The organism is Bacteroides sp. 3_1_23, from assembly GCF_000162555.1.
GTDB classification, from domain to species: domain Bacteria; phylum Bacteroidota; class Bacteroidia; order Bacteroidales; family Bacteroidaceae; genus Bacteroides; species Bacteroides ovatus.
Map to the genome: position 1 here is coordinate 39,169 of NZ_GG774954.1, position 12,818 is coordinate 51,986.

10 protein-coding genes, 1 tRNA gene and 1 pseudogene are annotated in these 12,818 nt (G+C 41.5%); 9 read left to right on the forward strand and 3 right to left on the reverse strand.

Annotation, left to right across the window (positions count from 1 at the left end):
- On the reverse strand, positions 1–582 hold the full coding sequence (locus tag HMPREF9010_RS08700) for an RNA polymerase sigma-70 factor (RefSeq protein ID WP_004309044.1): 582 nt from the start codon (positions 580–582) through the stop codon (positions 1–3).
- 351 nt (positions 583–933) lie between these two features.
- On the opposite strand from HMPREF9010_RS08700, the gene guaA reads away from it, so the two are divergent.
- Entirely contained in the window at positions 934–2,241 is a 1,308-nt protein-coding gene (gene guaA / locus HMPREF9010_RS08695) for a glutamine-hydrolyzing GMP synthase (RefSeq protein WP_004299035.1), read from the forward strand.
- A 180-nt stretch (positions 2,242–2,421) separates the two neighbouring features.
- Here the strand turns inward: guaA and HMPREF9010_RS08690 are convergent.
- A tRNA-Met gene (locus tag HMPREF9010_RS08690) sits at positions 2,422–2,495 on the reverse strand.
- A gap of 224 nt (positions 2,496–2,719) precedes the next feature.
- On the opposite strand from HMPREF9010_RS08690, the gene HMPREF9010_RS08685 reads away from it, so the two are divergent.
- The 4 genes from HMPREF9010_RS08685 to HMPREF9010_RS08670 all read left to right on the forward strand — a co-directional run bounded on the left by HMPREF9010_RS08685 (position 2,720) and on the right by HMPREF9010_RS08670 (position 7,580).
- On the forward strand, positions 2,720–3,106 hold the full coding sequence (locus HMPREF9010_RS08685) for an START-like domain-containing protein (RefSeq protein WP_004299081.1): 387 nt from the start codon (positions 2,720–2,722) through the stop codon (positions 3,104–3,106).
- A gap of 76 nt (positions 3,107–3,182) precedes the next feature.
- On the forward strand, positions 3,183–5,081 hold the full coding sequence (locus tag HMPREF9010_RS08680) for an LptF/LptG family permease (protein ID WP_032852819.1): 1,899 nt from the start codon (positions 3,183–3,185) through the stop codon (positions 5,079–5,081).
- A gap of 5 nt (positions 5,082–5,086) precedes the next feature.
- Positions 5,087–6,304 (forward strand): bifunctional 3,4-dihydroxy-2-butanone-4-phosphate synthase/GTP cyclohydrolase II, encoded by a 1,218-nt coding sequence (locus HMPREF9010_RS08675; protein WP_004299085.1) that lies wholly within the window; start codon positions 5,087–5,089, stop codon positions 6,302–6,304.
- An 82-nt stretch (positions 6,305–6,386) separates the two neighbouring features.
- On the forward strand, positions 6,387–7,580 hold the full coding sequence (locus tag HMPREF9010_RS08670) for a pyridoxal phosphate-dependent aminotransferase (protein ID WP_008649988.1): 1,194 nt from the start codon (positions 6,387–6,389) through the stop codon (positions 7,578–7,580).
- A gap of 223 nt (positions 7,581–7,803) precedes the next feature.
- On the opposite strand, the gene HMPREF9010_RS08665 is transcribed toward HMPREF9010_RS08670, so the two are convergent.
- Entirely contained in the window at positions 7,804–7,974 is a 171-nt protein-coding gene (locus HMPREF9010_RS08665) for a DUF362 domain-containing protein (protein ID WP_002559159.1), read from the reverse strand.
- A gap of 180 nt (positions 7,975–8,154) precedes the next feature.
- Between HMPREF9010_RS08665 and metA the strand changes: the two genes are divergently transcribed.
- The 4 genes and pseudogenes from metA (at position 8,155) to HMPREF9010_RS08645 (ending at position 12,606) form a co-directional block, all read left to right on the forward strand.
- Complete coding sequence (gene metA / locus HMPREF9010_RS08660; RefSeq protein ID WP_008649989.1) at positions 8,155–9,072, forward strand: homoserine O-succinyltransferase; 918 nt, start codon at positions 8,155–8,157, stop codon at positions 9,070–9,072.
- Complete coding sequence (locus tag HMPREF9010_RS08655) at positions 9,069–10,898, forward strand: peptidase U32 family protein (RefSeq protein ID WP_008649990.1); 1,830 nt, start codon at positions 9,069–9,071, stop codon at positions 10,896–10,898. Before metA ends, HMPREF9010_RS08655 begins: the two co-directional genes overlap by 4 nt.
- Positions 10,895–12,039, forward strand: a pseudogene (locus HMPREF9010_RS08650) (zinc ribbon domain-containing protein). The gene HMPREF9010_RS08655 and the pseudogene HMPREF9010_RS08650 overlap by 4 nt, the downstream one beginning before the upstream one ends.
- 39 nt (positions 12,040–12,078) lie before the next feature.
- Entirely contained in the window at positions 12,079–12,606 is a 528-nt protein-coding gene (locus tag HMPREF9010_RS08645) for a GNAT family N-acetyltransferase (protein WP_004326443.1), read from the forward strand.
- The last annotated feature ends 212 nt before the right edge of the window (positions 12,607–12,818 follow it).

The window sequence follows — 12,818 nt, forward strand, 5'->3', positions numbered from 1 at the left end:
TTACGAAAAAAACTTCGAACTATACAAAATGTCACATAAGGGGAGCAAGAAGTAGCATGTACCCATCTGTTCTTTGATAGATTGTATAGCTCTTTTCTTTTGTGTCTTTACTGTTTCGATCGAAATTCCTAGTACAGTAGCTATTTCTTCATTCTTTTTTCCATCCATATGCAATAGGAATATTTCCCGGCAGCGTGCTGGCAATTTATCGATAGCACGAAATAGTAGTCGGTATACTTCTTCTTCATTGGTATCTTCTTCTTCTGTGATTTCTCGATAAGTGCTTGCCAAGCGTTCAAGATAGAGAGATTCTACATTCTGATGTTTTAAATAATTAAGAGAGGCATTTCGTATAGAATTATAAAGATAAGTTCGGAAAGAAGGCAATGATAAGAATCTCATTTTCTTTTCCCACATAGTTGCAAAAAGATCCTGTACAATATCTTCGGCAGCTTGTTGGGAAGAGAGAAAGTTGATGGCATACAACACCAATGCTTTATAATATTCATTATAAAGCTGATGATAAGCGGTTGGGCGTTGCTCATTTATACCTTTTATAAAGGAACTTTTCTCTTCGTTCATGGTGAAATATTATGTTTTATGCAGCAAATGTATAAAATATCTAGGATAAAAGCAGCCTTTCAAACCCTATAGTGTTTGTGAATGCTACTTTTTTCTTTAGTTCATACAACAATAATAATGTTGTTATAGAGAAATAGCCCTTTCCTTATTTTATAAAATATTGTTCTTGCTGCCTGTTTGTAACATCATTTTTTTATTTGGAATAATATTACAGCAAAAAACGTTACTCTGTTCTGAAACTTTAGAGAATCAATGCATTATAGTCTCTCTAAAAATCTTTATATTTGCAGACCGTTTGAAAAATGATAGTGAATAATAACAATACAATAACTTAAAAACAACCAAAATCAGATGAAGCAGGATATGATTGTTATCCTTGACTTGGGTAGTCATGAGAATACGGTATTGGCTCGCGCCATCCGTGCATTAGGAGTTTATAGTGAGATTTATCCTCACGATATCACAGTAGAAGAACTGAAAGCATTGCCCAATGTAAAGGGTATTATTATCAATGGTGGCCCGAATAATGTAATCGATGGCGTTGCTATTGATATAAATCCGGCTATCTATACTTTGGGAATTCCTGTCATGGCTGCAGGGCATGATAAAGCAACTTGTGAAGTGAAGTTGGCAGAATTTACAGATGATATCGAGGCTATAAAGGCTGCAGTAAAGTCTTTTGTTTTCGATACTTGTAAAGCTGAAGCTAACTGGAACATGAAGAACTTTGTCAATGACCAGATAGAATTGATTAAGCGTCAGGTGGGCGATAAGAAAGTATTGTTGGCCCTGTCGGGTGGAGTTGATAGCTCTGTGGTAGCTGCTTTACTTCTGAAAGCTATTGGTAACAATCTGGTATGCGTACATGTTAATCATGGTTTGATGCGTAAGGGAGAGTCTGAAGATGTGGTTGAGGTATTCAGCAACCAGTTGAAGGCAAATCTTGTGTATGTAGATGTAACCGATCGTTTTCTGAATAAGTTGGCTGGTGTAGAAGATCCGGAGCAGAAACGTAAAATTATTGGTGGCGAGTTTATTCGTGTGTTCGAAGAAGAAGCGCGTAAGCTGAACGGTATTGATTTCTTAGGTCAAGGTACTATTTATCCGGATATTGTGGAAAGTGGAACGAAAACTGCTAAAATGGTGAAATCTCACCATAATGTAGGTGGTTTGCCCGAAGATTTAAAATTCCAACTTGTAGAACCATTGCGCCAATTATTTAAAGATGAAGTTCGTGCTTGTGGCTTGGAGTTAGGTTTACCTTATGAAATGGTTTACCGTCAACCGTTCCCTGGACCTGGTTTGGGTGTACGTTGTTTAGGTGCTATTACACGTGATCGTTTGGAGGCAGTGCGTGAATCCGATGCCATTCTGCGTGAGGAGTTCCAACTTGCCGGACTGGATAAAAAAGTATGGCAATACTTTACAGTAGTGCCTGATTTTAAATCTGTGGGTGTACGTGATAATGCTCGTTCTTTTGATTGGCCGGTTATTATTCGCGCTGTCAATACAGTGGATGCTATGACGGCTACTATTGAGCCGATTGATTGGCCTATCCTGATGAAGATAACAGACCGTATTCTGAAAGAAGTGAAGAATGTAAATCGCGTTTGTTATGATATGTCGCCGAAACCTAATGCGACTATAGAATGGGAATAGAAAAACTTTTTAAATGATATTTCGATAGCCTCAATTTTTTGTAAGTTGAGGCTATTTTTATTGTTCAACGTTGGCTTCTGGTAGAAATGTAATTGAAGATTTCACAATGATTTCGCGAAGAGATAAAAAGAAAAAGGCACCCAGAAGTGGAAGCCTCCCAAATGCCTTATTCTTATCAAGTAGCGGGACCCGGGATTGAACCGGGGACCTCATGATTATGAATCATGCGCTCTAACCAGCTGAGCTATCCCGCCATCGTTTCTCGATTGCGGGTGCAAAGATAGATGATTTTTTATAATCTCCAAAACAATTCATAACTTTTTTGTGTTTTTTCTTTAATACGGGTCTTGGTTTTCCCTATAAACAGGGAGTTTGAGGCTCGATAATGAAAGAATAATTAAATAAAGTGTCTGATTTATGCGGTGTATTTAGAAAAAAGTATTTATCTTGGCACACGTAAAAACAATTCGAAATTGCTATGAAAAAGGAAAAGATTCATTTGGAGTATTTGTTGAATGCAACATCTAAAAATATACTTTGGGGAGCTATTAGCACACCGACCGGGTTGGAGGACTGGTTTGCAGACAAAGTTATTTCTGACGATAAAATAGTAGAGTTTCATTGGGGCAAGACAGAACAGAGGAAAGCAGAAATTATTGCCATTCGCTCTTTCTCTTTTATCCGCTTCCGTTGGCAGGATGATGAAAACGAGCGCGATTATTTTGAAATCAAGATGACTTATAATGAGCTGACTAGTGATTATGTGCTGGAAATTACCGATTTCGCAGAGCCGGATGAAGTAGATGATATGAAAGAATTGTGGGAGTCACAAGTAGCTAAATTAAGAAGAACTTGTGGTTTTTAGTTAACTTTCAACTAAAAATTTTCGATGCTCCTTTTTTTGTGCTAATTTTGCATCCTAATTGCACGAACCTATTAAGATGCTACGCATAAAGAAATTAGATATATTCATCGTAAAGAGTTTTTTGATGCTCTTTATTGGTACATTCTTCATCTGTCTGTTCATATTCATGATGCAGTTCCTGTGGAGATATGTAGACGAATTGGTCGGAAAAGGGTTGGAGATGAGCGTTATGGCTCAATTCTTCTTTTATTCCGCATTAACATTAGTGCCAGTATCGTTGCCATTGGCTGTGTTACTGGCTTCTTTGATTACTTTCGGTAACTTTGGCGAGCGTTATGAATTACTTGCAATGAAAGCTGCGGGTATTTCTCTACTTAAAATCATGCGTCCGCTCGCTTTCTTTGTTTGCGGACTTGTCGGTGTCTCATTCTATTTCCAAAATGTTGTTGGTCCTATCGCCCAGGCTAAGCTGGGAACCCTGATTCTTTCGATGAAACAGAAATCTCCGGAGTTGGATATTCCGGAAGGAGTTTTCTATTCTGAAATAAAGGATTATAATTTAAAGGTAGCTAAGAAGAACCGAAAGACCGGTATGCTATATGATGTGCTGATTTATAATATGAAGGACGGATTCGAAAACGCACATATTATATATGCCGACTCCGGACGTCTGGAGATGACTGCAGATAAACAACATCTCTGGTTGCATTTATATAGTGGCGATTTATTCGAGAACCTGAAAGCTCAGAGCCTGAAATCGCAGAATGTGCCTTATCGGCGTGAGTCATTCCGGGAAAAACATACCATTATTGAATTTAACTCCGATTTCAATATGGTTGATGGCGACATTATGGGCAAGCAGTCCAGTGCTAAGGATATGGCGCAGTTGCAAAGCTCTATCGACTCAATGACGGTAGTGGGAGATAGTATCGGACGACAGTATTACAGGGAAGTGGCAGAAGGAAATTTCCGTCCTTCTTATGGATTGACAAAAGAAGATACGGTCAAAATAGAAAAGGCGGATATCCATGAATATAATGTGGACAGCCTTTACGAAGTAGCCTCTTTAACGCAGAAACAGAAGGTGCTTTCTTCTGCTGTCAGTCGGGCGGAGAATGTGGCCAACGATCTTGGGTTCAAGAAATTCACGATGGAGAACAACGATTATAGTATTCGCAAACATAAGACGGAATGGCATAAGAAGATAACGATTTCACTCTCTTGTCTGCTGTTCTTCTTTATCGGAGCTCCATTGGGTGGAATCATCCGCAAAGGAGGGTTGGGAATGCCGGTAATTGTATCCGTGTTGGTATTTATTATTTACTATATCATTGATAATACAGGATATAAAATGGCCCGTGACGGTAAGTGGATAGTATGGATGGGAATGTGGACAAGTAGTGCGGTCCTTGCCCCATTAGGAGTTTTCCTTACCTATAAATCGAATAAGGATTCTGTTGTGCTTAATGCAGATGCCTATATCAACTGGTTCAAGAAGATTATGGGAATCCGTAGTGTACGCCATATATTTAAGAAAGAAGTGATTATCCATGATCCTGATTACACACGTCTGACCGGTGATTTGGAACAACTCACTGCAGAGTGCAGAGCGTATGCTGCCAAGAAACGATTGGAAAAAGCACCCAATTACTTTAAATTGTGGATGTCAAGCGAAGATGACAACGAAGTAATGGCTATCAATGAAAAGCTGGAAGCGTTGGTTGAAGAAATGTCCAATACGAAATCGGCCACTTTGATCGGTGCATTAAACAATTATCCGGTTATTTCCGTTTCTGCTCATGTGCGCCCGTTCCATATATATTGGTTGAATCTGGTAGCCGGAGTTATTTTCCCTATCGGTTTATTTTTCTATTTCCGCATCTGGGCGTTCCGCGTTCGTCTGGCTAAGGATATGGAACGGATTATAAAGAACAATGAACAAATTCAATTCATCATACAGAAAATCAATAAATAAGTGTTATGAAAGAGACTATTAAAATGGATAGAATAGAAGATGCGATTGCCGACTTCAAAGAAGGCAAGTTTGTCATAGTAGTGGATGATGAGGACCGCGAAAATGAAGGCGACTTGATTATTGCCGCTGAAAAGATAACTCCCGAGAAAGTAAATTTCATGTTGAAACATGCACGTGGCGTACTTTGTGCACCTGTCACAGTGTCTCGTTGCAAGGAGTTGGATTTGCCGCATCAGGTAAGTGACAATACTTCCGTGTTGGGAACTCCTTTTACGGTTACCATTGACAAACTGGAAGGCTGTACAACAGGTGTTTCTGCTTCCGACCGTGCCGCTACTATTCAGGCGTTGGCCGATCCTACTTCTACACCGGCAACCTTCGGTCGTCCCGGGCACATCAATCCGTTATATGCACAAGAAAAAGGAGTGCTTCGTCGTGCCGGACATACGGAAGCTACGATTGACATGGCTCGTCTGGCAGGACTTTACCCGGCAGGCGCCTTGATGGAAATCATGAGTGAAGATGGAACAATGGCACGTTTGCCCGAACTCCGCCAGATGGCAGATGAACATGGACTGAAACTGATCTCTATCCATGACCTGATTGTCTATCGTTTGAAACAGGAATCCATTGTGGAAAAAGGAGTGGAAGTAAATATGCCTACTGAACACGGGATGTTCCGTCTGATTCCTTTCCGCCAGAAATCAAACGGATTGGAGCACATGGCTATATTTAAAGGTACGTGGAGTGAAGACGAACCTATCCTGGTACGTGTTCACTCCTCTTGTGCTACAGGAGATATCCTTGGTTCGCAGCGTTGTGACTGTGGCGAGCAGTTGCATAAAGCGATGGAAATGATCGAAAAAGAAGGAAAAGGTGTAGTGGTTTATCTCAATCAGGAAGGACGCGGCATCGGTCTGATGGAAAAAATGAAAGCATACAAGCTCCAGGAAGACGGTATGGATACCGTTGATGCGAATATTTGCTTAGGACATCTTGCTGACGAACGTGATTATGGAGTAGGTGCACAGATCCTTCGTGAGCTGGGAGTACACAAAATGAGACTTTTGACAAATAATCCGGTAAAACGTGTTGGTTTGGAAGCCTATGGATTGGAGATTGTAGAAAACGTGCCTGTTGAAACAGTTCCTAATCCGTATAATGAGCGATACTTGAGAACAAAGAAAGAAAGAATGGGGCATACTTTACATTTTAATAAGTAAATTGCCATTTTGTTTTCATATATCAAATATTATCGCTTATTTTGCAGCGATTTTCACTCAACAACAATAAAATAGATACAAAATGAATCAATTATCAGATCGTTTGAACAGCTTGTCGCCGTCGGCGACGCTTGCCATGTCTCAAAAGAGCAACGAGCTCAAGGCACAAGGCGTTGATGTTATTAACTTAAGTGTAGGAGAACCTGATTTTAATACTCCTGACCACATCAAAGAAGCTGCGAAAAAAGCCGTAGATGATAACTTTTCCCGCTACTCTCCGGTACCGGGCTATCCGGCTTTGCGCAATGCTATTGTTGAGAAACTGAAAAAAGAAAACGGTCTTGAATATACAGCCGCCCAGATTTCGTGTGCAAATGGTGCAAAACAATCTGTTTGTAATACGATTCTTGTATTGGTAAATCCGGGTGACGAAGTAATCGTTCCGGCTCCTTACTGGGTAAGCTACCCGGAAATGGTGAAAATGGCAGAAGGTACTCCTGTTATCGTTTCGGCAGGTATCGAACAAGATTTCAAGATTACTCCGGAACAGCTGGAAGCTGCTATTACTCCGAAAACGAAAGCGTTGATTCTTTGTTCCCCGTCCAACCCGACAGGTTCTGTATATACAAAGGAAGAATTGGCCGGACTGTCTGCTGTATTGGCTAAACATCCGCAGGTGATCGTAATCGCTGACGAGATTTACGAACATATCAATTACATCGGTGCACATCAAAGTATCGCTCAATTCCCTGAAATGAAGGAACGTACAGTGATTGTAAACGGTGTATCCAAAGCGTATGCTATGACAGGATGGAGAATCGGTTTTATTGCCGGTCCGGAATGGATTGTAAAAGCTTGCAACAAGTTGCAAGGTCAGTACACTTCAGGTCCTTGCTCTGTTTCTCAAAAAGCTGCTGAAGCTGCATATACAGGAACACAAGAACCGGTAAAAGAGATGCAGAAAGCATTCGAACGTCGTCGTGACCTGATTGTGAAGTTGGCTAAAGAAGTTCCGGGATTTGAAGTAAACGTTCCGCAAGGTGCTTTCTACTTGTTCCCGAAATGCGATACTTTCTTTGGAAAGAGCAACGGCGAACGTAAGATTGCAGATTCGGATGATTTGGCAATGTACTTACTTGAAGAAGCTCACGTGGCTTGTGTAGGTGGTACCTCTTTTGGTGCTCCTGAATGTATCCGCATGAGTTATGCTACAAGCGATGAAAATATCGTAGAGGCTATCCGTCGTATCAAGGAAGCATTAGCTAAATTGAAATAAGAGTTCACCACAGATTACACGGATGAACACAGATTAAAAGATTTTTTATTGTTCAATATATGTTTAAATTGTGATTCCCTTGCTGTAATATGTTGCAGTGAGGGAATTTTTATTTAGTTGAATATAAATAACCTGTGTCCATCTGTGGAATCTGTGGTGAAGACAAGAAATAAAAAAGGCTGCCTTCCGTAGAAAGCAGCCTGTACATTTTTTGTAGCTTGTATTATTCAGCCGGGTGAATTGCTTCAGACGGACAAACGTCTGCGCAAGTACCACAGTCAGTACATACATCTGGGTTGATAGAATAGATATCACCTTCAGAGATAGCTTCTACCGGACACTCGTCAATGCAAGTTCCGCAAGCAATACAATCGTCACTAATTACGTAAGCCATTTTTCTAAGATTTAAATTATTAGTACTAATTTCTTCGGCAAAAATAAGGCTTTTATTGATTAGTTGTTATGCTTCGATGATTAAATTGACTTAATTTGTACGTCTTCTAAATAAGCAACCTCCCTATAATCTGCTATATTTTTCGTATTTTTGCACTCAAATTACTAATATATAGCGATTATGCCTTTAAATTTACCCGATAAACTACCTGCGATAGAGCTTTTGAAGGAAGAAAATATTTTTGTGATCGACACTTCCCGCGCTACGCAGCAAGATATTCGTCCGCTACGGATTGTGATTCTGAACCTGATGCCGTTGAAGATTACAACGGAAACAGACTTGGTGCGCTTACTTTCGAATACACCTCTTCAGGTGGAGATTTCGTTTATGAAGATCAAGAGCCACACGTCGAAGAATACGCCGATAGAACACATGAAAACGTTCTATACGGATTTCGACCAGATGCGTCACGAGAAGTATGATGGTATGATTATCACCGGAGCTCCTGTAGAACAGATGGACTTCGAAGAAGTGACCTATTGGGATGAGATTACGGAAATCTTTGATTGGGCACGTACGCATGTCACTTCTACCTTATATATATGTTGGGCAGCGCAGGCCGAGTTATATCATCATTATGGAGTTCCAAAATATCCGTTGGAAGAGAAGATGTTCGGCATCTTTGAGCATCGTGTACTGGAACCTTTCCATTCCATCTTCCGTGGTTTTGACGATTGTTTCTATGTGCCGCATAGCCGTCATACGGAAGTGCGCAGGGAAGATATTCTGAAAGTTCCGGAACTGACGTTGCTTTCCGAATCGAAAGAGGCCGGTGTCTATATGGCGATGGCACGGGGCGGACGTGAGTTCTTTGTCACGGGGCACTCTGAATATTCTCCGCTGACACTGGATACGGAATACCGCCGTGACTTGGATAAAGGCCTGCCAATAGAGATTCCCCGCAATTATTATATAGACGATGATCCTGAAAAAGGCCCGTTGGTACGTTGGCGTGCTCATGCCAATTTGTTGTTCTCCAACTGGTTGAACTACTTTGTTTATCAGGAAACACCTTACAACATCAATGATATTAAATGATAAAGCAGCGTAAAATAGAACTTCTCGCTCCGGCGAAAAACCTGGAATGTGGTATTGAAGCTATCAACCATGGTGCAGATGCTGTATATATCGGTGCTCCGAAATTCGGTGCCCGTGCGGCAGCTGTGAACTCATTGGAAGATATTGAAGCATTGGTGCAGCATGCTCATTTGTATAATGCACGTATTTATGTCACGGTCAATACGATTCTGAAAGAAGAAGAGTTGAAAGAGACGGAGGAGATGATTCATGCACTTTATCGGATTGGTGTCGATGCACTGATTGTACAGGATATGGGAATCACGAAACTGAATCTTCCTCCGATACCACTTCATGCCAGTACGCAGATGGACAATCGTACGCCGGAAAAAGTGAAGTTCCTTTGGGAAGCAGGTTTCCGTCAAGTGGTGTTGGCGCGGGAGTTATCGTTGCGTGAAATAAAGAAGATTCATGAAAGCTGTCCGGAAGTACCTTTGGAAGTATTTGTACATGGTGCTCTTTGTGTCAGTTATAGCGGGCAATGCTATGTTAGTCAAGCCTGTTTCGGTCGTAGTGCCAATCGTGGAGAGTGTGCACAATTCTGCCGTCTGCCTTTTAGTCTGGTAGATGCGGACGGGAAAGTGATTGTCAAAGACAAACATCTGCTTTCCCTGAAAGATATGAATCAAAGCGACGAATTGGAGCAACTACTGGATGCCGGAGCTTCTTCATTTAAAATAGAGGGACGACTGAAAGACGTATCTTATGTGAAGAATGTGACGGCTGCTTATCGCCAGAAACTGGATGCGATCTTTGCCCGTCGTCCGGAATATGTACGTGCTTCTTCGGGTACGTGTAGTTTCGAATTTAAACCACAACTCGATAAGAGTTTCAGTCGTGGATTCACGCATTATTTCCTGAATGGACGTGATAAAGAGATTTTCTCTTTCGACACTCCTAAGTCGCTGGGTGAAGAGATGGGAACCATGAAAGAGGCCCGGGGCAACTATCTGACAGTTGCCGGACTTAAATCCTTTAACAATGGAGACGGTGTTTGCTATATCGACGAACAGGGACGTTTGCAGGGTTTCCGTATCAACCGGGTGGACAGTAACAAACTCTATCCGCAGGAAATGCCCCGTATTAAGCCGCGTACTACACTGTATCGTAATTTCGACCAGGAATTTGAACGAATCCTTTCCCGCAAATCTGCCGAAAGGAAAATCGCAGTGAAAATCTTGCTTGCCGACAATAATTTTGGTTTCTCCCTGACATTGACTGATGAAGATGATAATAGCGTCACAATCACCCTCCCTCGTGAGAAAGAACTTGCCCGCACTCCACAGACGGACAATCTGAAAACGCAACTGTCCAAACTGGGGAATACACCTTTTGAAGCAAAAGAAATAGAAATATCCTTTACCGGAAATTGGTTTTTGCCAGCTTCGGTGTTAGCCGATTTCCGCAGACAGGCAATCGACCAATTGATAACTGCCCGTCGAATCAATTATCGTCAGGAATTGGCAGTATGGAAGCCAACGAGTCATGCTTTTCCGCAAACTACATTAACATATCTGGGGAATGTAATGAACACCCGTGCAGCTTCTTTCTATCAGGAGCATGGGGTACAACAGGTAGCGGCAGCATACGAAAAAGAAGCAGTGGAAGATGCGGTACTGATGTTCTGCAAACATTGTTTGCGCTATAGTATGGGCTGGTGTCCTATCCATCAACGGGTACGTTCGCCTTATAAAGAGCCCTATTATTTGGTGTCGAATGACGGCAAACGTTTTCGTCTGGAATTTGATTGTAAGAATTGTCAAATGAAAGTAAAGGCGGCACAATGAGGATAATTAATCACGGAATTATTCGTCACAGAGGACGTAGAGGAGACAATGTTTCAACTCATCCTTCCGGAACCGCTCGTTTGAACGGTTTGTGGAAGAGAGATGGAAAATTCTTCTTCATGTTCTCTGTGTCTTCTATGTCGTCCGTGTCTTATAGTAACTCTGTGTTTTCTGCATTCTCTGTGGTGAAGTCTGTCATGAGCTTGCTATTGTGTCTGTTTTTGCTCTCATCTTGTTATTATAAAGCACCGGCTTTGGATTCGGAAGAACTGTCGAAGAAAACAAAAGATTCGCTGACTTACCTGTATGAACGCCATTATACATGGAATACAAACTTGGAAGTAGTCGATGATTCCATCTCTTTGGAATGCCTCCCAATAAAAGATACTTTTATTCAGTTGAATAGGGGGGATAGGGTAGTGGTTGCAGAGTTTGCGGTTCATCCTGCCGATAGTGTAGACAGCATTTGGGTGAAACTGGCACATACACAAGATGAACAGGGTTGGATACGTGAGAAAGAACTCAAGAAGTCATTTGTACCGACTGATAGTATTTCGCAGGCTATTCATCTTTTCAGCGATACACATGCCTCTTATTTTGTGGTTATTTTTGCTTTATTTGTTGGAGCTTATTTGTTTCGCGCTTTCCGTCGGAAGCAGTTGCAGATGGTTTATTTTAATGATATTGACAGTGTTTATCCCCTGTTTCTTTGTTTATTGATGGCTTTCAGTGCAACGATTTACGAATCAATGCAGGTCTTTGTGCCGGAAACGTGGGAACATTTTTATTTCAATCCAACTTTGTCACCGTTCAAAGTTCCTTTCATTCTCTCTGTTTTTCTGTTGAGTATTTGGTTGTTTCTGATAGTAGCTTTGGCGGTGTTGGATGATTTGTTCCGACAATTGACTCCCGCTGCGGCTATCTTTTATCTGCTGGGACTGATGTCCTGCTGTATTTTCTGTTATTTCTTCTTTATCCTGATGACACATATCTATATCGGTTATCTATTCCTGGCCTTTTTTATTTGGTTTTTGCGAAGAAGGTCTATCGAAACATTGGGTATAAGTATCGTTGCGGACATTGCGGGGAGAAACTAAAAGAGAAAGGTATATGCCCCCATTGTGGAGCGATTAACGAGTAATTTTATTATCTGTTTTATTTCTGAATAACTTTTCAAATGATGGAAATCAGACCTACCGAAATAAAAGATCTCCCTTTAGTGATGGAGATTTATGACTATGCCCGTGCCTTTATGCGTGCAACCGGGAACACGACCCAATGGATTGACGGCTATCCGTCGGAAGCATTGATTCGTCGGGAAATTGAAGAGAGTCATAGCTTTGCCTGCATAGATGAACAAGGAGAAATTCTGGGAACTTTTTGTTTCATCTTGGGAGAAGATCCTACTTATCAACAGATTTATGAAGGTGCATGGCTCAATGACGAACCTTATGGAGTGATTCACCGGTTGGCAACGAACGGAAAGCAGAAAGGGGTGTCGGAAGCTTGTCTGGACTGGTGTTTCGAACGTTGGCCTAATGTCCGGGTAGATACTCATCGGGATAATAAGGTCATGCAACATATACTGACGAAGTATGGCTTTCAACGTTGCGGTATCATTTATGTAAAGAATGGGACGGAGCGTATCGCTTATCAGATGGAGCGTTTGCATGGTGGGGTGGAGGAATCTGATCGTACTGAAGTATAGGTCAGGCACGTTGGATTATGAACGAAGCAGTCTTAGGTATAAGCAAACTGATAGCAAGCAGTAGGTAAACTAATGCCGAAGCATTGATAAAGTTCCGGTAAGGTGCCGGTATAGTTGTGTGAGGGTACCGCTATCTTTACCTTCCCACGGCCGTGGTAACTTCTTCCCACAGTTGTGACGAGATCCTCCCATGGCCGTGAAGAGATGCTACC